The following is a 22889-nucleotide window of genomic DNA, read 5'->3' on the forward strand; positions in this document are numbered from 1 at the left end:
TGAGGAAGCAGTGCCTGATTTCCGCTTCAATCTTTAGAAAGCAGCGTTATTTAATGAAATCTCCAATCGTTTCCCCTACCGTCACATTTCTAGGTACTTCTTTATTCGGCGACAATCGGAACGTATTTTTTTCAAAAAGGAGAATGACGGTGGAGCCGAAGCTGAAGTATGCGACCTCTTCGCCTTGTGTCCATTCTTTTTCCTCATGAATATAATCAATGCTGTTGACAAACATGGCCCCTACTTTTACGACAGCTACTTTCCCTCTTACATGCTTCAGCTCCGTAATAGAGCGGAAGTTTTTTGAAAGGGCTTCTTTTCCGTATAACAATCCCAGTTCATTGACCGGGTAGGAATGCTGTCCTAGTGACCACCTGCTTAAAATCGTGCCTGATACCGGGCTGTGAATACGGTGATAATTCGCAGGGCTCAAATAAAATACTGCGAATCCCCCCCCACTATAATCAGAAGCTTTCCCTTCACTGCCAAGCATATCAAGAACGGAGTAGGGCTTTCCTTTGACTTCAATTACAAGGTCATCGGAAATGCTGCCGGTATCGGCCAGTAATCCATCAACTGGACTGACCGCTTGTTCCTCACTATAGTTCACGACCCTTGCATCCTCTTTCAGATTTCTTATAAAGAAATCATGCAGCGTTTCATAATCAGCTACACGGCCTTCTATTTCATCCACATTTATTTTGTACGTTTTTATAAATGATGAAATAAATGGCCGACTCAATGAAGACTGTACAAATTTCCTGATCATATAAGAGGACCATTTTTTATTTGTTAGTTCGATAAATAGACGATAAATGGATTGCTTCATTAATATCCCTCACAAATTTCTAAAAAACGATTAACTTTAACAGTTTAATAAGTATATAATAAAATATTATTATATACTATATTTATAAGAATCTTTTTTCACTGCGGGATTTAACATATATTGTGGTTACCATTCCAATTGTTTCTGCAAACGTATGTAGAGTGAATATGTTAGCCAGAAAACATGTTCAGTAGTGAACAAACTTATTCAAAGGGAGTGAGTGATGTTTGTTTCTCTCCGAAGTCGTCGACCAAACATTTAAAAAGCTAAAAAGTCAAACGGCCAACCTCATTACTTTGTCCAACTTATCATTAGGCGGATTTGCTATTATTTCAATACTTCATAATCAATTAAACCTAAGCTTGTTATTGATTTTCATCGCTGCCTTAACAGACCGCTTCGATGGGATGGTTGCGAGGAAAATGAACATTGAGTCAGAGTTAGGAAAACAGCTGGATTCCATGAGTGATATCATATCATTTGGCATTGCTCCTGCCCTGCTCCTGTATATAGCCGTTCTTAATCAGTATGACTTTCCGGGGATGTTTTTCACCATATTTTATATTGGATGTGGAGCTTTTCGGTTAGCCCGCTTCAATATTTCAGAAAACGATGGCTACTTTACAGGATTGCCGATCACCGTAGCCGGATGTTTACTGACTCTGTGCTACCTGGCTATCCCTTTTGTTTCAGGTGTGCTGATTTTATGTATGACAATTACTCTAGCTGTATTAATGGTAAGTCCTTTTACATTGAAGAAGATGTAAGGAGGTATGACTAGCCCTGTTCACCTTGTGAACAGGGCTCTGTCAGGTTATAAATGTTGTGCTTGTCAGGCTAACAGTTATTGTAGTACCACCATCCACCAAATAGGAAAAGTAAGATTAGTAATACAACGACTAGAGCGAAGTAAAATCCGCCACCACCATAATAACCTGGATAGACTGGTCCATAACAAGGGTATCCATACGGCATTGCAATACCTCCTCACCTACTTTTACTACTAGTATATGTACATAGGGAAATAGCGTATAGGCAGTTTCCAACTTTATTACCCGAATTCTCCGGAAAGAAAGTTTACGATTTCTTTGATTACTTTCCAGGGACATGCAAGGACATCCCTTTCTTATCATATGAATGAGTATAGGCTTAAGTCCTCATGGAGGTGTGAATATGTCTGGAGTTCTAACGGCACTGGGGTATTTCATTAAAGAGTTAATTTTCCTCGTTTCTTACGTAAAGAACAATGCATTCCCTCAACCTCTATCTGCAGCAGATGAACGAAAATATTTAAGGCTGATGGCAGAAGGAGATGAGCATGCCCGTAATATGCTCATTGAACATAACCTGCGATTGGTTGCTCACATCGTCAAGAAGTTATGAACATGATATGATGTCGCTTAATTTGAACTATAAAATTTTTAGTATGTTTCGTTTAGATCGAAAAGGCTCCAAACAATCTAAATCAATAAAGGAAATGGACAAGCCTCTATTATCAATTTACTAAAAAAAATAAACTTCAACATTATTGTGCTAATAACTTAGAGAAGAAGACTTCTCATTATAAATCCCCTTAATTTCACATATGTTTTTCTGGGTAAGAAATCTAAATTTATTTTATAAATCCCATTGTATTACGGATTGTGTTTTTCAGTCGATTATAGAGTTTAAATAAGAATTATTTGCATTTAATTAAACAATTGGGAATATACTTTCAAAATCTTACAGTAAGAAGAGGAATATAATATGCATCTTGGTTATTTAACAAATAACCAAGGTGCGTTTTGCACAGTACTGTTATTTTATCGTTTCTCAAGTTTAAACTATCTTAAACGCTCTTTAAAGAATTTCTATATCAATCGCAATATGCCCCCCAGTTTCTAATTTTGAAGGTATGAATCTTACTCTCTTCTCATGAAATAAGACTTTTTCCCTGTCGTCTATAATTACAAATGACTGTTCAAAGAAATAGTCAATATCGTCATCACCTTTGATGAAACCTTTATCTTCTCTAACCCACACAACTCGTCCTTCGATTTTTCCTGGGAATGATGTATGTTCTAAAAGGACATCAGAAATCTTAGTTACTTTCTTTATCCATTCTCCATTCTTCCTACTTCGTGTTCTATCTATTCTCTCAGAGCCAGATAAGTAGTGCGTTGGAATATCAAAATAAAGACAATATGCGTAATCAAACGCATAAGTTGTTCCTTTACGGCCTGTGCCATTATCTATAATGTTGAGGACATTATACTCTTCAGATTTATTAACGTATTTTGACAAAGGTAAGGACTTACTTGGATATTGAAATCTATATGTGCCCCTACTTTTACAAGTTTTAGCTAGGTTATTCAGAAAATCCTTATCAACTTCACTAAATAATGACTCCATAGATTTAGCATGCTCTCTAAGTGCAATTTTCACATGAGCTATTTTCACTTCTTCTGAGCCTTTATTCAAATTATAAGCAACATTTAATGATTGATCTAACAACTGAACAAACCTTCTTGCATTACCATTAGAAGCATTAATTAATTGTTCAAACAAGTCTCCTTCTTCACTTGATAAGCTAAATAAAAAGTCATACTTAAGTTCTTCATCCATTGAACTAGATATGTACCTTTCAACAAGTTCTAATGTCTTTTCCCTAAAAGAATTGTATCCCACATTACTTGTAATATCTTCTTGTAACCACACAATATCACCATATCTGGTTTCATTTAATATATCTGCAGTTGAGTGTGGATACACAGCTACTTTTGTTCTTACATAGTCTAAAGTCCTTAATTGATTCATAAGCACTTCAAAAAGTGATGGTTCCCCCTCTTCTTGCTTAAAGAAAGCTTTGTTCACTGAACCAGCTTCGTCAATAAGGAGAAGGATTTTCCCGTTTACATCTTTAAGTAAAGTATTATATACATGATTTACGTCAGCTATTCCAGGATGTCTATTTTGTTTAAGTTCAACTACTTTTCCTTCCTTGTATTGAGCAGAAAGCTCAAAAAAGTTGGGCTTTGCTTTACCAGAATAATTTATATCCTTTTGTATCTTCTCAACGTACTCATCAGCGTTTAACTTTCTTAGTTCGTTCAATATTTTCGCTAATTTGTGGTCACTTCCTACAGTAGATAATGGTAAAGTTGTTATTCCATTATGTAAATTTGCAAGTTTTTCACCGTCCTGAAGGTGCAAAAACACTGAAGATATTTCTTCTATAAGTTTTATGATAAATGCATTATAAATGTCAGTAGGATTATTTATATGCTGAAAGTCACTTAACTTTATATAGACAGGCAGTATTATTTCTTCAGATCTCAATAATGATGGAACTAAGGAATATAAGTAACAAGCATGATTTGCCCTAAGATACATGGTTTTACCTGTTCCCATACGTCCCTTTACTATCACATTTTCATAATCAAATGGGCTTGATAACCCATTTGTGGGATCAATAAAAAAATCTAAGATTTGTTCTAAATTAAATTCATCAGCATTTCTAACTTTAAACGGTCTCTTTATATACAAATTTCTAAGTTTATCTAAATCTGATACGTGTAGTTTTTCCACTTATAACTTTCCCCTTTTATCCTTACTCTTTTCCTATGAATAAAATTATATCAAATTACACTATTTTGAAAAGAAAAAAATAACAGTAACTAACAACCCAAAATCATACAACTTTCAAAATTAAGTTTATTTACAATCAAGGAAACAAGGAAAATAATTAAATATCGCTGACATTCACCGTCTTCTTTTTGTTTAGTGTAATGAACATTATGTGGGTAGTCAGCATGATCAAATAATTCATCCGCTCCAATTGATCTTGCTTCATTGTACTAAACAATTTCTGGACCTCTACAAGAGAATCACGTGAGTATGCCTATGAATATCGACACCATCTATTGCTGTAACTCCTTTAGGCATTAATTCTTTAATTTTCTCTAATGTAGAATCATATTGAAATTGAGCAGCTGTTGCCAATGGGTAATCCGATATCCCATTCATAACGTGGCACTTTTAGCCTACGTTAATTTTGATTTGATGTGTTCTCAAGCAACAAAGCTAATGGTTGAAGACTTACTCTCTTTGCGTCTTCCCACTCACCAAATTCCAGGATAAATTTTTTAAATTTTGAGTAATTTTGTGTATATTTGTCTCAATATACTCCCTTTGAAACTGTTTCCAATAAAATGAAGAGTAAAGTTTTCTTGTGATTATTTATGAACCTCTCTCCTAGAAGCTTATTTATTTTAATCTAGAATGTTTTCATAACTCTTACGTATGAATCAAAATCATTTTGTCTACTCATTAGATACCTCCATATAATTCCAAATAAAAAATCCTTCCATGGTTTGAACCATGAAAAGACCTTCACTTTAAAGATGTTCCATCTTTGCTATTTCAAATTGTTTTCTTGCTTTAAGGCTTGTACCTCCCTTAAATTCTTCTTCTGAAAGTAAATCATAATCAAAAAGTATCTTTGACACTTCCACATGTTCTTCCCAACATTGATTTTCAGTGCTTAGAGTTCCTAAATAATAAAGTTCCAATTAACCTCCTCCTTTTATCCTGTAAATTCGACAAATGGTAGTCTTTTACCTTTTTCATCCAAAAAGAAAAAACAAAATAAAATTAGAATGATTAGTATGATCTTGTAACGATATTCTTGTAATATTCTTTTACCTTATATGGATAAGGTTACTTTATTAAAGAACCGAGAATAACTTTACTTACGTAGCCAAAAAACCGAGAACGAAGAATTGCACTTGAAACTTTTTTTCAAAATAGAGGGGATGTCCCTTATTCCTTTAGTACCGCCGCTTTTTTTCTCGGTAATAGGGTAGGAAAGCGATCGCTTTCCTACCCTATTACCGAGATTATTTAAAAAAATATCCTTAAAACCGAAGTATTAAAGGTTGTCCATTTTTCTTCCATAGTATATGAACAAACATAACTGTAATTTTTTTACTATGCCTCCTCTTTAAAATGGTATATTAGATTTATCAAATTATAAAAAGAAGGGATATAGATATATGTCAGAAATAAACAAAATTTTTTCTAATGGTGAAAAGATGAAAGAAGTAGGAGCATCAGTTACTGAAGTCGGTAAAGCTTTTGGGGATGCTATTAGAAAACACCCTGAAAAGGCAATAGGAATAGGAGGGGTATTAGGGGGTATTTATATCCTAAAAAATAAAAAAATCAAATTCAAACTTAAAAGGCAAGATTTAGACATTGAATTTGAAGCAGAATAAATTCATGAAAAACCTCAATATAACCTCAGCTATGAGAAGTAATTTCTTATAGAACTAAAAACCTTATCGAATTATGAAGTTAAAAAGATCAAAAACTCAGAACAATTTAAATCTGGGTTTTTTGATCTTTTATTCAAGGTTTGTAATAACGTTTTGTCTCCCTAAACGGAACCCCATATTAGGCTTAGCTATATGTTACTTAAGTCTATCTTTAATTTACATTCAAACTTATTTGGAGGATCGACTTTTACATACTCAACAAAATAGAGGAATAATTTTCTTACCTTCACATTAGATAAACCTGGAAGGCTACGGAGGTCTAAGATAAGACCTTCGATATATTGTTCATCTGCATCAATTTCTTGCAATTTAGCAATTTTGCTTTGCAATTCCACTATCTGTTTGTCTCTTTGGTTTACAGATTGAGTTAGAATTTCTTTTCCTATATTTAAGTATTTGATAATGGATTTATCCGCTTCTGAAGAAAATAACTGGGCAATCCTACTTTTTACTGTTAGGATTTTTAAGTTTTCTTCTCCATTACTCTTCTCAAGAATTGCCTTTTCCTCTTGTAAACTTGAGAGTTGTTTCTTCACCTTTTCCTTAATAGCTTTCATTACTTTTTCTGGACTTTCACTTTGAATTTTTTGAAACAAGGAAAACATTTCTTTATGAAGACTGTCTACACATATCTTATAATCACATGGATAGCATACATAAAATTTCCCTCCATAGCCTTTTGAACGTTGGTCTTTACCCTTTAAAGGTTGGTTACATACCTTACAAACAATCAAATTGTTAAGATAGAAACTTGTTTTGTAGTAATTGGGTGGATGCTTTTTCTCTTTCCTCTGAGTATATTGAAAGAAACATTCTTCCCACTCCTTTTGAGTAATTACGGGGTCAATAAGTGGGCTCTTCTTCATTACCCAGTCCTCCCTGGGGTTTAGAGAATTATGAGAAGTAGTGTTTGTCTTCTTTATTGTCATGAATCCAGCATAGAATGGATTCAGAACTATTTGTTTCACTTTTTGCTTCTCCCAATTTCCCCCTTTATAACTTCCTGCTGGGAGCTTAGTGGCAATTTGATTAAAGCCGTATCCGCTTTTGTAGAGATTAAAAATCTCTTTAACATGAACGAGCTCTTCATCACATTTTTCAAACTTGCCTTTCTCTATTGCAATGACTTGGTCAATAGAAAGTTCTTTCTTTATTGATTCAATTACCTGTTGGTTATCATGCTTACCTGTCTTCCGTAGCTTTTTATGATACTTATAACCAAATGGTGCCTTTCCCCCTGTCCAAAGCCCTTGGTTTAACAGAGATTTTAAAGCATCTTTTGTAGTAACTCTTATCTTATCAAGTTCATATTTAGCTAGGGCATCCTTTATAGACGAATAGACAATGTCTCCGTAACTGTAAAGAGTTTCAGTGCTGCTTTCCACGATGTGAATACCCAGCATATTCATAGTAAGACGAAGTGCATCGTGTTCTTCTGGTAATCGAGCTAGTCTAGAGTGCGAATAAACAATGATAAAATCAAAACTTTTTTCGTTAGCTCTTTTAATTAGATATTCCAGTCCCTCTCTGACCTTTTTCCTTGATGAAACTCCTTCATCTGAAATTTCATCAATGATCTCACATTGGTACTTTTCTGCAAAATCATAAGCACTTCTTAATTGTGTATCCATATTCTGCTTATCTGTGGAATGCCTACCGTAGAAAACAGCCCTCATGCCAGGCTGAATAATATTAGATAAACTCAATGGTTTCATTTCCTCCTAATGCATCCACATGGGGATGCTTAAAAATAACTTGTACCTCAGTCTTGCTAACTGCGTATATAACTCCAATAATGTCAAGAAGTAAACTCATTGTTTCTTCCTCTTTTAACCCTGCATGAATTATTTCATAAGGAGGCTTAAACTCTTTATGAAATTTTTTCAATTGTTCAAGAGTGGCTTGTTTTTCATACCACTTATCCTTACAACTTAAATATTGTTCATTCACCTCATTTAATTGATCATTAAGACCAATTAATTCATTAGACAATTGCTCTGCTTTATCTGCTGCTAAGATAGCATCAAGCTGTTCGGCAATTTTGGTTTTAATTTCATCTTCAATTTTCTTTGACAATAATTCTAGGTCTTTATAAGTTTTGGAATCTTCTCGTATCATTTTCTCTAAAAACACACCTACATTTGGTGAAAGGATATCTTCAAAGAAATCATTAGCTTTTCTGATAATTTCTTTTTCAATAATGTTTTTTTCATACCTAATATCCTTATGATTGTTACACTGGTAAACAGCCTTACCTTTTAGCTTTTTAGTATTTAAACTTTCTTTGCAGTCCAAACACTTTATTATATCTTTTAATAAAAAGGTAATTGAAGTATTATCACCCGCTTCTCGATAATATCCTTGTAGTTTCTTTTGAGCCGAATTCCATTCTTGGTCGCTAATTATTCTAAGATGCGGGACTTCCCTTGTTATTACAGTATCATTGTCACTATACGTCCTCTTTCCTATATATACTTTGTTTTTCAAGAGGTTTTTCAAGTTACCATATGACCATTGGAGCCCCTTATATAAATAACCTTTTTCGTTTACTAACCTTACAAACTGATTGAAACTTTTAAATTCGTTACTCAAAAATAAGTTATAAATTTGCTTTATGTCTTGAGCTTCTTCTTGCACTACATTCCAGTCACCGTCTTTCAAAGGGTTTTTTTCATAACCTATATTTATTGGCCCTACGGCATGAAGGCCCCCTTTGGCTTTAGTAATCTTTGCATCCCTTAACTTTTTTACAAGGTTATCAGCTTCATGTTGGTTAAAAGATGCCATGATACGTTCAATTAATTCTCCTTCAATTGAAAAAAGCATTGGAAATTCATGCTTCCCTGCGAATAAAACCTGTATTTGATGCTCCTTAAATATCCTATATATCTCCATGTATTGATAAACTTTTCTTGCAATTCGGCATCTGCTATACACGAGTAATGTTTTAACGTTTCCTTTTTGGATTTCTTTTAACAACTTAGACATTTCTGGTCTGTCCTTTGTATTTGTTTTTCTAGCTGAAGTTTCATCGTCACTGAATTCTTCATCAATAATTAACTTGTTTGAATTGGCTAACTCATGAACGTGATCACGTTGCATGAGTATAGATAGCTTCTGCTTTTCTTTCGTGATGGAATTTCTATAATAAGCAACAACCTTCAAGTAAACTCCTCCTTTAACCATTCATTCTTCATCATATGCTGGTGTATTCTCAATTTTGTTACTCTCTAATAAAAGATCTATATAGATTTCAAACCATCTGTCTGCAGCTTGCTCATCATGTATATAACCTATTTCAGACACTCTAATATCATATTTCTTCATAATTACCACCTTATCTTTTTGATATTTAAAAGAAGGAATTGCTTAACTCTTATAGAATGTAGAAATTAACATTATATTGATCGGAGTGGTGACCACTATGCTCCAAGATATTGGAGAAAGAATTAGAATATTGCGTACTAGCAAAGGTATCTCTTTAAATTCATTTGCTGAAAAATTAGATATTTCCACTGGTTATCTTAGTAATTTGGAAACTGGTAAAACAGACACAATACAACTTTCTCTTTTACAAGCTTTACAAGAGGAATTGCACCTCTTCTCCTTTTACAAAGATGAAGTTGACGAGTTAGAATCAAGGTTGCTTAATTTAAAAGACAAGTTAAAACAATTAGAGGAAACTAACCCCCAAGCAGCCAACTTTCTGATATCAACAATTGAAAAAGGAATAGAAGTTTATTTACCAAAGAATTAGTATCAAAATTATTTTAGCCACTATCTACACAATTATTCATAAAAATGAATATAACGTTCATTTAAATGAATATTGTAGTGAAATTTAAGAGTCCCTTTGCTTGTTTTAGTTGGGACTCCTTTTTTGCCTCAAAATGGTGTTAGGTGTTAATCTTCAACAATGGTTAACTCCACCTGTCCTGCAGTTGACTTTTCTATGTTCTTCAAAGAATTTCTTATCAAATTTTTATAATACGCTTTGGGACTTTTATATTCCCGATGTGTATATGGACATATAAATATCTTTTCTTTTAGGTAATTTCCATTGATACAGCCATTCACATCAAATATTTTTTGATATACTTCTTTAAGGTTACTTATTACTTCATCTTCCTCCAAGTTTTTATTCATTTTCTTTATCAAAGATAAACCCAGATTTTCGAATTCATTGTATGAAAGTGATTTCATTTTTAAATCCGTTCTCTCTCCATTGTTTGACTTATTTTTAAATTTTTTGATACTATTACTGTTAATTTGGGTTTTAAGCTTTAAATTTTCATCATCTACAAGCCCATAAAGTTCATTACATATTTGATTCTCAATTGTTAATAATTCATTGGTTTTTATTAATTCATTTATTTGTTCTTTCAATTCTAGAACATCAAATTCAAGTATTTGCTTTTCTTCTTGTAATTCAGAAATCATTTTTTCCTGTTCTGCTACATTGTCTTTAACTTTATTGGTACCTGTATTTTCTATTGATTCACAATTTTGCTTTGGCTGTATTGGCGTTATTTTTTTTACATGTTCCTGATATACTTCCATAATAAACGGTAACCCAGGTCGTTGTTCCTCAATAAATTCGAATAGATCTTCGTCAAGTATTTTATAACCTTCTTTTCGATTTTCACCTCGTACAGCAGGAATTTTCCCTTCTCGTATCCATCTAGTGATCATTTGAATTGAATCAGTTATAAAGTACTCTTGAAGGATTGATAGTGCCTCATGCACATTATATTCTTTCATAAGAAAACCCCTCCCATAAGGTTACTAAGGTAACTATATGAAAAAATACGAAAATAAGAATTTTAATAATCATTTTAGTTTTTCAATCTAGAGTTCAAAGATGAAAACACACTTAAAGAAACAAGCTAGTGCCGATTAATGAGCACTAGCTTGTTTTAATACTTCGTAAATATGTTCCCCTATATGACCTTCAAGTTGATCACGGAAAAAATCATCTTCTAATACTTTCCCAAAAAAACCTTGGTTCTTGTCATAACCATCTACAACATAGTCCATAAATCGTTTTCTAAACCCGAGAATGAAATCTTCATATGAATTGTTCTGTGCTTGTGATCGAAGAGTTTCATCACCTGCAGCTATATCAACTATTTGCTGGATGTTTAGTTTTTCATGTTCTCCAAACTCCGTACCATTCTTAGAGTTAAGTCGCTCTAATATCGCTGTAAGAGGATCTTTAGGCGGGTCTTCATTTGCACGGCCACCACTGATATCAATGCCAACAGTATAATCTTCCTCGTCTTCTCCAAGGGAAATGCTACCCTGTTCTTTCTTTTTTAGAGAGTAGTATTCTAATACCACCTTGTCCTCTAAATCAACTTTTGTGCCAGGTTTCAATGCAATTTTCTTTAACAGGTAACGAAGGTAAACAAACAGTTTATGCAGATCTACATCCTTAAATGGAGTAATTTGTAAGACGAACATATAAATGCTATTGAACTTCTTAGCTTTACTTACAAAGTCTCGTTGTTCTTCTTCCGTTAAATTATCATAACGACGCTTTGCCGAATCGATGTAATTGTTTGAAAGCTCAGTATCACGCTTGGTTTGTTTATCCTTATAGAGAATATCCATGAATTTATCAATTTCTTCATCATTTAAGACCATGTAATCCTGCAACTCTTGTTGGATGCTATAAAGCTCATTAGGGTCAATATCACCCTCAAGAACCGTATCTTCGTAATAAGGTTCAAAAGCTTTACGGATGTCATCAGGGTCGTTTACAAAGTCGAGAATGAACGTATCTTCTTTCCCTGGATACGTTCGATTTAAGCGTGAGAGCGTTTGAACGGCTTTCAGACCAGAGAGTTTTTTATCAACAAACATTGTATGTAGCTTAGGTTGGTCAAAACCAGTTTGGTACTTTTCTGCTACCAGCAGCACTTGATACTCATCGCTATCGAACTTTTTTGGGAGCTGTTTTTCGGCAAATCCGTTCATCTCGGTTTCTGTATAGTCCTCGCCGCTATCTTTTACTGTCCCTGAGAACGCCACCAGAGCCTTCATATCCTTATAATTCTTGTGTTTAATGTATCGATCAAATGCTATCTTATAACGTACAGCATGAAGTCTCGAGGAGGTTACAACCATCGCTTTTGCCTGACCGTTTAATTTTTTACTAGTAATCCTTCTGAAGTGCTCGATGATGATTTCAGTTTTCTGATCAATGTTATGAGGGTGCAGACTCACAAAACGTGATATTGCCTTCGTTGCCTTGGCACTTTCAAACTCAGGGTCCTCTTCAATTTTCTTTGCCACACGATAATACATTTTGTACGTGGTGTAGTTTTTCAGCACATCAATGATGAATCCTTCTTGAATCGCTTGCTTCATACTGTAAAGGTGGAACGGGTGCGGTTTCCCTTGTGCATCTTCTGTTCCAAACATCTTTAATGTGCTTCCTTTTGGCGTTGCCGTAAAAGCAAAGAAACTGATATTAGACTGTTTTCCAACACGATTGATTTCATCGAGAATTTTCTCTTCTGTATCACGTTCGTTCGCTTCCGCTTCCTCATCCAACTTTTGAGCCTCTTCAAGCGTCAAACTCGTAGTGAGTGCTGCCATGTTTTTCCCGCTAGTGGAAGAGTGAGCTTCATCGATAATAATGGCATATCTCATATTTTTCAGTGTTCCGAGTTTATCTAAGATATAAGGGAACTTCTGAATTGTTGTAATGATGATTTTTACACCCTTATTCAATGCGTCTGCAAGCTGCGTAGAATCCTCCTCAATCTTTTCCACCATGCCTGCTTTATGCTCCAATTGATACACTGCCTTTTGAAGCTGCTTATCCAAGACTTTACGGTCAGTGACCACAATCGCACCATCAAATACGGATTCGTTGTTATCGTTATGTAAGGTAGCTAGTCGATGAGAGAGCCATGAGATGGAATTGGTTTTACCGCTCCCAGCACTGTGCTGGATAAGATAAGACTGTCCTGGACCGAATGATTTTGCATGAGTGATGACTTTTTTTACAGCGTCTCGCTGATGATAACGAGGGAAGATAAGCGTTTCTTTTGTGATGATATTACCATCATCATCTTCGTCTTCATCTACGATGAGATAAACAAATTTGTCTAGTACCTCAAGTAAGTTCTCCTGAGACAACAAATCTTCCCATATGTAATGTGTACTCAGTTTTCCTTTCACAATCGGGTTGCCTTTGCCGCCGTTAAATCCCCTGTTGAAGGGGAGGAAGAACGTTTTCGTGCCGTTTAGCTTCGTTGTCATGAATGCTTCATTTGTATCAACGGCAAAGCAGGCAAGAGTACGCTGCTTGAAACGAAATAGAAGGTCTTTTCCGCTTCGGTCATGCATCCACTGATGCTTGGCATCGCTTACATCCTGACCTGTAAATTCATTCTTCAACTCGAATGCAAGAACAGGAAGACCGTTCAGGAAGATAACGAGATCGATTCGTTCTCCTTCTTTATGGATCAATTCCTCCGTTACAGACAATCTGTTTTTTTGATACAAGTCCATCAGCTCTTGATTCAAGGAAGTCGGTGGCTTAAAATAGGCGAAATTCAATTGTACTCCGTAATCTTTAATCCCTTTTCGTAGTACATCAATCATCCCGCGACGTTTCAGTTCTGTATCTATTCTTGACAAAATCTTTTGTTTATATTGACCCTTATAAATATCTTTTAACCTTTCTAGGGCTTTGTCTTGTGTTTCCTCTAGAAAAGTAAATAATTGCATTTCATCGACTGCATATTGCATATTATAGTCTTTGTTCGTTCCTTCGATATAGCCATTTTCAGTGGTCAAGTATTCCTTGACCACTGTTTGAAATGCCTTTTCTTTTAAGATATCAGGTGTAACAATCATATTTTCACCTCCAAATCACTTTGTTTATAATTGCGAACATCGGTTTTGCCAGTTACCGCTTCATAGATAAGGGATTGGCGATACTTCTCTAACGTATTAATTTGACAAGAAAGTTTATTGATTGTATTTTCTATTTCATTAGTTTTTTCAACTAAGTAATTCGATATTTTTGTTTGTTCTTTAATGGGAGGTAAACATAACACCATATTTCCGAAATCTCGAAACGAAATCGGTTTCCCATCTCTTAAGCTCAAAGACAAAGTTGATAATACATTAATGAAAGTCTTACTATAAAACATATATTTAAAGTATTCAGAAACAACATCATATCTGTTTTTAAATACTGTATATGCAGGACTAACAATACCCCTAATTTTAGAATATTCGAAGCCGCTCTGAAAACTTCTTAAATGTATTACAAATTCTTTCGGTTCAACTAATTTGAAGTTTTGTAAATCTTTAAATGCCATTACCACTCCAGATTCGATATCTTTTCTGGGAACTAGTCCCCGCCCTTTCATTACTGAAAGCAATTCCTCTTTTGGAAAGTTCTTTTTACTGATCTCTTTAAAAATATATTTTGCTTTTTTTAACTCCCAGTGTTCAGGAATTAAACCTATCCACTCTGTCCCACTATCTTTCATTTTTACGTCAGGATCTAACCCACGAGTTACAGTTTCACTTATAAGAGAATCGCGATATTCTTGAAGAGTTTCAATTTGTTTTCTTCTTAAAATAATAGCTTTGTTTATACCTTCGTCTGCCTCTCTAATAAATTCTATAATTTTTTTGATTTCTTGTTCCGAGGGAATAGGAATGATAATATCACCAACGGTTTGAGTATTTAAGTTAAGTTGGGTCCCTAATTTCCCTAGTCCCTTATAAGGTTGACCAGATTCAAAAACATAAAATAAATATTCTCGGAATTCTTCAGCTAGTTTTGGAAAATAAACAAAACCGTCATGGATGCAACAGTTTATATTCGTTATACATGGCTTTCCAACAGTGCCAGCTATGCTCAAAAATAATTCGCCTGGATATAATTTTACACTTAGACTGGAACCGAGTCTTGACATTGCTTGTGTGGTATTAATTAAATATTTACCCGAAGCTGATACGTCAGCAATTCTAACCCAAGCAAATTTTCCTTCTTGTTCGAAATATTTAGGATCATCTATAGGTCTCGGAGAGGCACCTCTTTTTACAGGTGAGAGGTATTTAATTTTTTTAGAATCCCAATTGCTTGGTATTTGTCCAATCCATTCTACCTTAGTATCTTTGTAGGAATTGTATGTTCTTAGTTTCATCAGACTAGCACCTTCTTTAGTAACGCCTGTATGCTTTCTTCTAGATTCACTATCTGTTGTTTCAAAACTTTTGAGTCCTCTAACCCTTCATATTTATAAAAATGGCGAGTAATAGGCAGTTCATAGCCAATTTTTGTTTTACTCTCATCAATCCATGCATTTGGCACATGAGGTAAAACATTACTCTTGAAATATTCGTGAATTGTCGCTGTAAGCGGTATGTACTCTATATCTCGAAGTGTCGGATCTGGTTCAATATTCCCCTTTTTGTCTTTGCAAACATCTGCTGTTTCATCACGCTCTGAAAGTCCCATGTAAATGGCTTTCCACAGTCCCGATTTAACCTCTGGAACATTGTTAAAAAGTGGTTTAAGTGTGGCGATAAACTCTTCACGATCCTTATAAAGTTGGTCAGAAAAATTCTCTTGAAGGATAGCGATTATTTTCTCTTGGAGCTTTTTACCCTCTTTCAACTTCGAAAGTTTTTTAATATCAGTAGTCTTTTTATCTTTCTTACGTTGAAAATCAAGGTAAACTTGTTCATCAAATAATTTATTAAAAGCTGACTCATTGTATAGATTTTCAATTCGTTCGGGGGTTATCATGAAATTCAATTGCAATGGTCGTTCAACAATAACTTTTTTATATCCAAATTCTTCTTTATCAAATATCTTACTGAATTCGTTTTCTTTAAATTCCCCATAAATTCGTGAAATTTCAGAGATTTGTTCATTTGTGATTTCGTTTCTCTTGTTACCCATACTTCTTGACATTTTTACATAAAAGCTTGTTCCGTTAATCAATTGAATCTTTCCTTTTCGTACTGCACCTTTTTCAATGTCCTCGTTCTTCCTGTTAGATAGTACCCAAATATATGTGGTAATACCAGTATTATAAAAAAGTTGGTCAGGAAGAGCGATAATACCTTCCAGTAAATCATTTTCAATAATCCAACGTCGAATCTCACTCTCGCCGCTACCAGCATCACCAGTAAATAAAGGAGAACCGTTCAATATGATTGCCATACGGCTACCTTTTTCGTCCTGTTTCATCTTAGAAACCATGTGTTGCAAGAAGAGTAGAGAACCATCCGATGTACGAGGGAGACCTGCTCCATAGCGTCCATCGAAGCCTTTTTCTTCGTGTTCTTCTTTGATTTTATCTCCATAATGTTTCCAGTCAACGCCAAAAGGAGGGTTCATAAGTGCATATCGAACCTTAAGGTCTTTATGTCCGTCATTGTCATTTAAAGAGTTTCCGAACGCAATATGCCCTGCGTCTTGACCTTTAATCAATAAATCGGCACATGCAATCGCATAAGACTTCGGATTGAGCTCTTGTCCAAATACTTCTACTTGGGTGCTCGGGTTTAATTCTTTGATAAACTCTGTTGCTTCAGATAACATTCCGCCTGTTCCGCATGCAAAATCTCCTACCTGAATTATCTTACCTTCTTGCATAAGTTCAGATTGATCTTCATTAAGTATAAGGTTTACCATAAGCTTGATTACTTCACGAGGAGTATAGTGATCCCCAGCTTCAGCATTTTCAGAAAAACGCCGAATTAGTTCTTCAAATATGTATCCCATTTGCATGTTTGATACCTTTTCTACGCTAAGATCCATGGCTGCAAACAGTTGGATAACGCTATAAAGCAGGTTATGCTCATCCATTTTTTTTATTTCGTCTTCAAAATCAAAGCGTTCGAAAATCACACGCACATTGGAAGAGAAACCTTGTATGTAGTTCCGAAGATTAGCTGCGATGTTATCAGGGTCACGAAGCAAAGTTTGGAAGTCGAATGGACTCGTGTTGTTAAAATCGTACCCAGTGATTCTGTTCAAAATCGCATCATGCTTTACAGTTTTAACCTTTTCCAGCACTTTTGCTTTCGTAGGCACTAATAAGGAATCAAAACGACGTAATACGCTGAGTGGCAGGATTACATCACGGTATTCTTCTTTTTTATATGGCCCACGAAGAATTTCTGCGTTCTTCCATATGAAGTTAACAAATTCACTGTTTTTTATAATTTGCATAAGTTCTACACCTCAATTTAAAATACTTTTATTCAATTTGTTGTCGGTTACGTTTTTTATTCTACATTAAGGTTGTCGAACATTTTGTCTAACTTTGTCGAATGAGGGGATTTCTAGCCATATCAAGGCTACAGAGTTCTAAAAAGTATGTTTTTTTAAAATGTGATAGGACAAACCTCTCGCTTCATACATTGTGATGAGGTGATGCAGCTTGGCAAAGCAGATTGAATTCGTCAATCACCCCTCCACAGATATAGAATTAGATGAGGAAAAGGCAAGAAGGGTACAAATGCTGATTGCAGAGTTCCTTGTCAAAAAAGCATTAGAAAAAGCCGCGAGCAGTTAGCGGCTTTTTTGTATTTACTCATTTGTTTTACTGTCGATGTAGTAAAGAAGTACCCTTGATAAGTTAATGATAAATTTTGCTTCATTTTCTTCAATGATGTCTTCGTTTGGGTGGGAGAAACCATGGCGATTCCTAATGTCATTCATGTTCTCAAGAAACTTACCAATTGCATTTACTGTTTGATTGATGGGTCTTTGATGCTCTCTAACCTCTATGTTAAAACTCGGATGATCTGTTTTGAGTTTACTCCACATATCCTGGATCTTTACGTTTTGCTCACTAAAAGTGATGTTTTGTTCGTCGCAAAGTGCTTTCAGATAGCCGTGAATTGCTGTGTGGGAACGGTCCACTGCACTGCTATACGAATGTTTTGATATCAATGTGTCCGCTTGCTGGAGAACTTCTTTTACAAACTCGATATCATGCTTTAGTTCTCCTTGTTCGATTACTTCGCCACGAAGCTGATTAATCCACTGTTCGATTTTTTCATGTAGCCTTTCTTTATTTTGAAATTCACTTGGTTTGATAATCTCATCCTGCAACATATCTTCAAAAAGGTGAAGTGGATATTTCTCCAAAATACCTAATAAAATTTTTGATTGATCAGATGCTGTTGCACCAGTCAGTATTTGAATAAAACGTTCTCTCGTGGTTCCATTATAATCATACGGATTAATATCTAACCCACAATAACTCGGGTAGAAATCCGCATGTGTAGAATAAGAAAAATCTCCTAAATAACCTCCACTGACACCTATGTAGGAAACCACACTATTTACTTCTACTCTTCCTAACTTCCCCATATTCACACTCCTAACAAATATTTGAAACTATATTCATTATACCGATTGAGTTCTTCCCTGTAATCCATAAATCAGGAGAGATGTGCTGATTCTGAATTGTTTCAAAATCGGTCAGTAATGAGAAAAAATCATTTTGCATGCCAACCAGTTATTTTGGTTGGTTTTTTTGTCTCAAAACTCATTCTCAATATCATCGAATCATTATGTATGAAAAAAAGGTTTTTGACACTATACTACAAGACTAAAATAAGGTGATTAGAATGGGAAGGAAATTGGGATACGCACGGGTTTCGACAAAGGATCAAAAACTGGAACTGAAGATCGATTCCCTGATAGAAGCTGGTGTAGAAGAACGGGATATTTTCAAGGAAAAAATAACGGGAAGTAAAAAAGAAAGACCCGCACTAGAACAGTTGATGGAATACGTGGAGCCTGGCGATACCATTGTCGTATGGAAACTCGATCGAATGGGAAGAAGCATCAGGCACTTAATTGAACTCATGGAGCACTTCAAGGAACAGAACATCGCCTTTGTATCTCTGCAAGAAAACATCGACACATCATCTACTACGGGTAAATTGATCTTCAATATCTTCGCGTCATTCTCTGAATTTGAACGGGATATGATCATCCAACGAACGAAAGCTGGATTAGAAGCGGCTCGTGCAAGAGGTAATAAAGGTGGGCGTCCAAAGAAAGACGAAGCTGCCATTAAACGGGCTTTGAAATTGTATCATTCTAAAGAATATTCGATTAAAGAAATCGCCGAGATGACTGGCGTTAGTAAAGCAACACTGTTCGGAATATCGAGAAAAAAGCTGCGAAATAACTCGCAGCTTATTTAAAGAATATATTATAGCCTTACTGATATATTATTGATAAGACATAAAAAAGGGTAAATGCATTATTAAAGAAATCAATTATCATATACTATAAAAAGCGTGGTGGTTTATTTATGTTCACAAATTTTAAAATCTTCGAGCCATATATGAATCCTAACGAATTTGAGGAAATGAATAAGCTATATGATACAATTCAATCACGCGAATCATCGTTAGAAAGTAAATTGATTTCATATCGTGCACTAAATAATTTGATTGAATTGGTACGTTATCGAATCAAGCAAGATAATAAAATAAATTATCCCCCCTCTTCTAAAAAAGTAACGTCTATATGGTATAATAGAAAAAAATGACATTAAATAGGCGGGGTACTAAACGTGGATTTATTAATGCACTTAAAAGCGTTTTTTACAAGCGAATTGTTCTTATTGTTCTTCACTATTATCGCTACAGGTATTGGAGCGGCAGAAACAAGGATGGCGTTAGAATTACTACATATTCATCAAAAATTCAACTTGCACCTTCTCGATGAAGAAGATAGAAAATGGATTTTAAAAAGTCAATTTCGACTACAAAGGTATAAAGTCGGAATTGCAACATCGTTTTTGGCAATCATCTCCTTAGCAAGGGAACTCGATCACTTGAATCAGTCAATCATAGGTTTAATTGCTTCATTAAGTGGTATAAATTTCTTATCAAAACAAATTGATGGGAATTTTGAAACTGCAATAGATGCCTATTTACAAGGTAAAGTGGATGAAAAGTTATTTAATCTCCAAAATGATTTAGATGAAATTGCCAAAGAAGCTAAGGATGAAGAAAAACCAGATCAAAAAGAGAAAGAAACTGCTTAAAAAGGAGTGTTTCAAATGAGAGTTAATTTAGAATCTCTGCAAAGAAACGCACAAAGGTACTTATCGGAATATGAATACGATCAATTTATGAGATACCTTGAGGAACGTAACAGTACCAATATCGCAATACGAGTTCATGCAAATATGGAAGTATCTCGTATGGTAAATACAATTAAAAGAAATGCCCGACGACGAGTTAATACGGGTGTAAGAAGCTAAAACGAAACCGCTGAAAATAGCGGTTTTTTTTATTAAATTCACTTAGGTGCTCAATGTGATTTTGGTAAGTAATTCCGAGACCTGTTTAAACTCCAGAAAAACTCCTATACTTTTAATGATGAAGATGAATGATGAATATACATAGCATTAAAAGAATAAAAGGAGTTTATTCTATGATAGGAATATATTGTCGTGTCAGTACGCAAACACAGGCTGACGAAGGATACAGCTTGGAAACACAGGAAGAACTCTGCATGAAGCGTGCAAAAGATCTCGGATATCCCCCCTCTCAAGTCAAATTGTACCGAGAAGAAGGTCGTAGCGGTGAAGATATCGATCGACCTGTGATGAATGAGCTGCGTGAAGATACCGCAAATGGTGTGACTACGAAAGTCATCATCACGGATCCTGACCGATTAACAAGGGACCTGACAGATAAGCTGATTGTATGTAAAGAATGGGACAGACAAGGCGTAGAAATCGTATTTATCGACACTGAATACCAAAACACCCCTGAAGGGCAAATGTTCTTTAACATGCGTTCTGTATTCGCTCAATATGAACTCTCGCAAATCCGAAAACGAACCATCCGAGGAAGGCTCCGTGCAGTCGAGAAGGATAAAAAAATCATGCCGATGAGAGTAGCTCCTTATGGATATGACTACAAGGACGGAGAACTGCTTGTAAATGACCAAGAAGCGGTCTTTGTAAAGAAGATATACAAATGGTACTTAGATGGCTCTACGCTTCGAGAAATCGGTAATAAGCTGTTTAAAGCGGGTGCTGTTCCAAAACGTGCGGAAAGTAAAAATTTCGGAGCAACTTCCATCCGTCGTATTTTAACTTCAGAGATATACTTAGGAAAATACGTTTACAACAAACGTGAAACGAAAAAGGTATGGGGCGAGCGAACGTCCTCTGGGAAGCAAAAGAAAACATACACCATACGGGATGAAGCGGATTGGATTACAGTAGATGTCCCTCAGCTCATTGATCAAAAAACCTTTGACTTAGCACAAAAGCAAAAAGAAAAGAACATAAAAAAACGTGGTAACGTGAAATTTAACTACCTTTTTAAAGGCATGATTCGATGCAAGCACTGCGGACGTATATGGGAGTGTACATCCTACAGCGGGCGATTGGATAAAAAGACTGGCGAGAGAAAGAAATACGCCGTGTACAGATGTCCGAATCTAAACCCTAAGCGATACGGTGATGGCGTTGAAAAATGTGAAAGCAAAAGTATTCGAATTGATTTGTTAGATGATTACATTATGAATATGATTCGTGAGTGTTTAACGAGTAGAGAGTTGTTTGAAGAAGCGATCAAAGCCCAGATGACAGATAAAGATGATGGCTTGGATGTTGAGATCGCGGATCTGGAGAAACAGCTTAAAAAGAAAACAGATGAGCGTGAACGTGTGAAACGCATGTTTGTCGTGGCTCAAGTGATTACAGAAGATGAAATGTTACGTGATATGAAAAAGATCAATGGTGATATCAGTAAACTAACGGATGAGATTGATGTATTGAATAGACGGAAAGAAAACCAAGAGAAAAGTGAATTAAGTGATGAAGATGTGGATGTAATTATCTCGAATGTGGAGAAGATGTTCGATGGTGAGATGGAGTTCCAGGATAAGCGAGAACTGATGGAATTGCTGATTGAGGAAATTGTTATTGATGCGAAAACTGAGAAGATCGGCATTACAGTAAAGGGATTATTAGAACATTGCTTTATGTTTACATCGTCAAGAAATTCGAAAACACAGGGGAAGATCCAGAAGATCTAATTTCCATCGGGACCATCGGATTGATTAAAGCAATTGAAAGTTATTCAGAAGGCAAAGGTACGAAACTTGCAACCTATGCGGCACGTTGTATCGAGAATGAGATTCTTATGCATCTTCGTGCACTCAAGAAAACGAAAAAAGATGTCTCTCTTCACGATCCTATCGGTCAAGATAAAGAAGGAAACGAAATCAGCTTAATTGATATCTTAAAGTCTGAAAGTGATGATGTCATCGATACGATTCAATTAAGTATGGAACTTGAAAAAGTAAGAAAATACATTTGTGTGCTGGACGAAAGGGAAAAAGAAGTGATCGTCGGGCGATTCGGATTAGACTTGAAAGAGGAAAAAACCCAACGGGAAATTGCCAAGGAATTAGGAATCTCAAGAAGCTATGTATCACGAATCGAGAAAAGGGCACTCATGAAGATGTTTCATGAATTTTATCGTGAGGAAAAAGAAAAGCGAAACAAATCATGAAAAAGCGATCCAAACTCGGATCGCTTTTTTTCATTCTCTATTCTACACTGACTTCAGCGGCAATAATCAGACCAATCACAGATGTTACGACAAGACCCATTATCATTGAAAACATCGTAATATCACTCCCTCTTTAACAGTCATTACTACCTGCACTTCTTACTATTAATGTATCACGAAAAGCCGGATTC

General features: G+C 35.3%; 20 protein-coding genes and 2 pseudogenes. 9 read left to right on the forward strand and 13 right to left on the reverse strand.

Annotated features, from left to right (window positions below; all coding sequences use genetic code 11):
* Nucleotides 1-46: 46 nt before the first annotated feature.
* Nucleotides 47-829: a phosphatidylserine decarboxylase gene (locus FZC88_RS17170; RefSeq protein ID WP_148995771.1), complete on the reverse strand. Its 783-nt coding sequence runs from the start codon at nucleotides 827-829 to the stop codon at nucleotides 47-49.
* 227 nt (nucleotides 830-1056) lie between these two features.
* Here FZC88_RS17170 and pssA point away from each other — a divergent pair, with 227 nt between their 5' ends.
* A complete protein-coding gene (gene pssA / locus FZC88_RS17175; RefSeq protein ID WP_148995772.1) occupies nucleotides 1057-1596 on the forward strand; it encodes a CDP-diacylglycerol--serine O-phosphatidyltransferase in 540 nt (179 codons plus the stop codon).
* Between the two features lie 70 nt (nucleotides 1597-1666).
* Here the strand turns inward: pssA and FZC88_RS24120 are convergent, their stop codons facing one another.
* The gene (locus FZC88_RS24120; protein ID WP_172655779.1) at nucleotides 1667-1804 is read right to left on the reverse strand and encodes a hypothetical protein; all 138 of its coding nucleotides are present in this window, start codon (nucleotides 1802-1804) and stop codon (nucleotides 1667-1669) included.
* Between the two features lie 198 nt (nucleotides 1805-2002).
* Between FZC88_RS24120 and FZC88_RS17180 the strand changes: the two are divergent.
* A pseudogene (locus tag FZC88_RS17180) lies at nucleotides 2003-2206 on the forward strand (RNA polymerase subunit sigma-70); the annotation flags it as partial.
* 462 nt (nucleotides 2207-2668) lie between these two features.
* Here the strand turns inward: FZC88_RS17180 and FZC88_RS17185 are convergent.
* The 3 genes from FZC88_RS17185 to FZC88_RS24130 all read right to left on the reverse strand — a co-directional run bounded on the left by FZC88_RS17185 (nucleotide 2669) and on the right by FZC88_RS24130 (nucleotide 5379).
* Nucleotides 2669-4396 carry an ORC-CDC6 family AAA ATPase gene (locus FZC88_RS17185; protein ID WP_148995773.1) on the reverse strand — a complete coding sequence of 576 codons (1728 nt, stop codon included), beginning with the start codon at nucleotides 4394-4396 and terminating at the stop codon, nucleotides 2669-2671.
* Between the two features lie 288 nt (nucleotides 4397-4684).
* Nucleotides 4685-4834 carry a hypothetical protein gene (locus FZC88_RS24125; protein WP_187443673.1) on the reverse strand — a complete coding sequence of 50 codons (150 nt, stop codon included), beginning with the start codon at nucleotides 4832-4834 and terminating at the stop codon, nucleotides 4685-4687.
* Nucleotides 4835-5205: 371 nt separating this feature from the next.
* On the reverse strand, nucleotides 5206-5379 hold the full coding sequence (locus tag FZC88_RS24130; RefSeq protein WP_187443674.1) for a hypothetical protein: 174 nt from the start codon (nucleotides 5377-5379) through the stop codon (nucleotides 5206-5208).
* Nucleotides 5380-5862: 483 nt separating this feature from the next.
* Between FZC88_RS24130 and FZC88_RS17190 the strand changes: the two genes are divergently transcribed.
* Nucleotides 5863-6084: a hypothetical protein gene (locus FZC88_RS17190; RefSeq protein WP_148995774.1), complete on the forward strand. Its 222-nt coding sequence runs from the start codon at nucleotides 5863-5865 to the stop codon at nucleotides 6082-6084.
* A 188-nt stretch (nucleotides 6085-6272) separates the two neighbouring features.
* Here the strand turns inward: FZC88_RS17190 and FZC88_RS17195 are convergent, their stop codons facing one another.
* The 3 genes from FZC88_RS17195 to FZC88_RS24135 are packed head-to-tail and all read right to left on the reverse strand — an operon-like array spanning nucleotide 6273 to nucleotide 9471.
* The gene (locus FZC88_RS17195) at nucleotides 6273-7859 is read right to left on the reverse strand and encodes a recombinase family protein (protein WP_148995775.1); all 1587 of its coding nucleotides are present in this window, start codon (nucleotides 7857-7859) and stop codon (nucleotides 6273-6275) included.
* Entirely contained in the window at nucleotides 7837-9309 is a 1473-nt protein-coding gene (locus FZC88_RS17200; protein WP_187443676.1) for a recombinase family protein, read from the reverse strand. The genes FZC88_RS17195 and FZC88_RS17200 overlap by 23 nt, the downstream gene beginning before the upstream one ends.
* 21 nt (nucleotides 9310-9330) lie before the next feature.
* The gene (locus FZC88_RS24135) at nucleotides 9331-9471 is read right to left on the reverse strand and encodes a hypothetical protein (protein WP_187443677.1); all 141 of its coding nucleotides are present in this window, start codon (nucleotides 9469-9471) and stop codon (nucleotides 9331-9333) included.
* Between the two features lie 97 nt (nucleotides 9472-9568).
* Here FZC88_RS24135 and FZC88_RS17205 point away from each other — a divergent pair, with 97 nt between their 5' ends.
* A complete protein-coding gene (locus FZC88_RS17205; RefSeq protein WP_148995777.1) occupies nucleotides 9569-9901 on the forward strand; it encodes a helix-turn-helix domain-containing protein in 333 nt (110 codons plus the stop codon).
* Between the two features lie 146 nt (nucleotides 9902-10047).
* On the opposite strand, the gene FZC88_RS17210 is transcribed toward FZC88_RS17205, so the two are convergent.
* The 4 genes from FZC88_RS17210 to FZC88_RS17225 all read right to left on the reverse strand — a co-directional run bounded on the left by FZC88_RS17210 (nucleotide 10048) and on the right by FZC88_RS17225 (nucleotide 17362).
* Entirely contained in the window at nucleotides 10048-10905 is an 858-nt protein-coding gene (locus FZC88_RS17210; protein WP_148995778.1) for a helix-turn-helix domain-containing protein, read from the reverse strand.
* Nucleotides 10906-11040: 135 nt separating this feature from the next.
* Nucleotides 11041-14016 (reverse strand): type I restriction endonuclease subunit R, encoded by a 2976-nt coding sequence (locus FZC88_RS17215; protein WP_148995779.1) that lies wholly within the window; start codon nucleotides 14014-14016, stop codon nucleotides 11041-11043.
* Nucleotides 14013-15323 (reverse strand): restriction endonuclease subunit S, encoded by a 1311-nt coding sequence (locus FZC88_RS17220; RefSeq protein ID WP_148995780.1) that lies wholly within the window; start codon nucleotides 15321-15323, stop codon nucleotides 14013-14015. Before FZC88_RS17220 ends, FZC88_RS17215 begins: the two co-directional genes overlap by 4 nt.
* Nucleotides 15323-17362, reverse strand: coding sequence for a type I restriction-modification system subunit M (locus tag FZC88_RS17225; RefSeq protein WP_148995781.1), 2040 nt, complete (start codon nucleotides 17360-17362; stop codon nucleotides 15323-15325). The genes FZC88_RS17220 and FZC88_RS17225 overlap by 1 nt, the downstream gene beginning before the upstream one ends.
* Before the next feature lie 211 nt (nucleotides 17363-17573).
* On the opposite strand from FZC88_RS17225, the gene FZC88_RS24550 reads away from it, so the two are divergent.
* Entirely contained in the window at nucleotides 17574-17708 is a 135-nt protein-coding gene (locus tag FZC88_RS24550) for a hypothetical protein (protein WP_262371919.1), read from the forward strand.
* 14 nt (nucleotides 17709-17722) lie between these two features.
* On the opposite strand, the gene FZC88_RS17230 is transcribed toward FZC88_RS24550, so the two are convergent.
* Nucleotides 17723-18511, reverse strand: coding sequence for an abortive infection family protein (locus tag FZC88_RS17230; protein ID WP_148995782.1), 789 nt, complete (start codon nucleotides 18509-18511; stop codon nucleotides 17723-17725).
* Nucleotides 18512-18771: 260 nt separating this feature from the next.
* On the opposite strand from FZC88_RS17230, the gene FZC88_RS17235 reads away from it, so the two are divergent.
* The 4 genes and pseudogenes from FZC88_RS17235 to sigK form a co-directional block, all read left to right on the forward strand.
* A complete protein-coding gene (locus FZC88_RS17235) occupies nucleotides 18772-19356 on the forward strand; it encodes a recombinase family protein (protein WP_148995783.1) in 585 nt (194 codons plus the stop codon).
* A gap of 374 nt (nucleotides 19357-19730) precedes the next feature.
* Nucleotides 19731-20207, forward strand: coding sequence for a hypothetical protein (locus FZC88_RS17240; RefSeq protein WP_148995784.1), 477 nt, complete (start codon nucleotides 19731-19733; stop codon nucleotides 20205-20207).
* A 392-nt stretch (nucleotides 20208-20599) separates the two neighbouring features.
* Nucleotides 20600-22219 carry a recombinase family protein gene (locus FZC88_RS24555; RefSeq protein ID WP_397541198.1) on the forward strand — a complete coding sequence of 540 codons (1620 nt, stop codon included), beginning with the start codon at nucleotides 20600-20602 and terminating at the stop codon, nucleotides 22217-22219.
* Nucleotides 22162-22698 (forward strand): annotated as a pseudogene (sigK, locus tag FZC88_RS17255) (RNA polymerase sporulation sigma factor SigK); the annotation flags it as partial. The gene FZC88_RS24555 and the pseudogene sigK, both read left to right, overlap by 58 nt.
* Nucleotides 22699-22889 lie beyond the last annotated feature (191 nt).

This window comes from Rossellomorea aquimaris, assembly GCF_008180865.1.
Taxonomy (GTDB): domain Bacteria; phylum Bacillota; class Bacilli; order Bacillales; family Bacillaceae_B; genus Rossellomorea; species Rossellomorea yichunensis.

Coding starts and splice junctions, on each gene's coding strand:
- FZC88_RS17170 (WP_148995771.1), bottom strand. CDS start 829: ATGAAGCAATCCATTTATCGTCTATTTATCGAACTAACAAATAAAAAA.
- FZC88_RS24120 (WP_172655779.1), bottom strand. CDS start 1,804: ATGCCGTATGGATACCCTTGTTATGGACCAGTCTATCCAGGTTATTAT.
- FZC88_RS24125 (WP_187443673.1), bottom strand. CDS start 4,834: ATGAATGGGATATCGGATTACCCATTGGCAACAGCTGCTCAATTTCAA.
- FZC88_RS17190 (WP_148995774.1), top strand. CDS start 5,863: ATGTCAGAAATAAACAAAATTTTTTCTAATGGTGAAAAGATGAAAGAA.
- FZC88_RS17195 (WP_148995775.1), bottom strand. CDS start 7,859: ATGAAACCATTGAGTTTATCTAATATTATTCAGCCTGGCATGAGGGCT.
- FZC88_RS24135 (WP_187443677.1), bottom strand. CDS start 9,471: ATGAAGAAATATGATATTAGAGTGTCTGAAATAGGTTATATACATGAT.
- FZC88_RS17205 (WP_148995777.1), top strand. CDS start 9,569: ATGCTCCAAGATATTGGAGAAAGAATTAGAATATTGCGTACTAGCAAA.
- FZC88_RS17210 (WP_148995778.1), bottom strand. CDS start 10,905: ATGAAAGAATATAATGTGCATGAGGCACTATCAATCCTTCAAGAGTAC.
- FZC88_RS17215 (WP_148995779.1), bottom strand. CDS start 14,016: ATGATTGTTACACCTGATATCTTAAAAGAAAAGGCATTTCAAACAGTG.
- FZC88_RS17220 (WP_148995780.1), bottom strand. CDS start 15,323: ATGAAACTAAGAACATACAATTCCTACAAAGATACTAAGGTAGAATGG.
- FZC88_RS17225 (WP_148995781.1), bottom strand. CDS start 17,362: ATGCAAATTATAAAAAACAGTGAATTTGTTAACTTCATATGGAAGAAC.
- FZC88_RS17230 (WP_148995782.1), bottom strand. CDS start 18,511: ATGGGGAAGTTAGGAAGAGTAGAAGTAAATAGTGTGGTTTCCTACATA.
- FZC88_RS17235 (WP_148995783.1), top strand. CDS start 18,772: ATGGGAAGGAAATTGGGATACGCACGGGTTTCGACAAAGGATCAAAAA.
- FZC88_RS24555 (WP_397541198.1), top strand. CDS start 20,600: ATGATAGGAATATATTGTCGTGTCAGTACGCAAACACAGGCTGACGAA.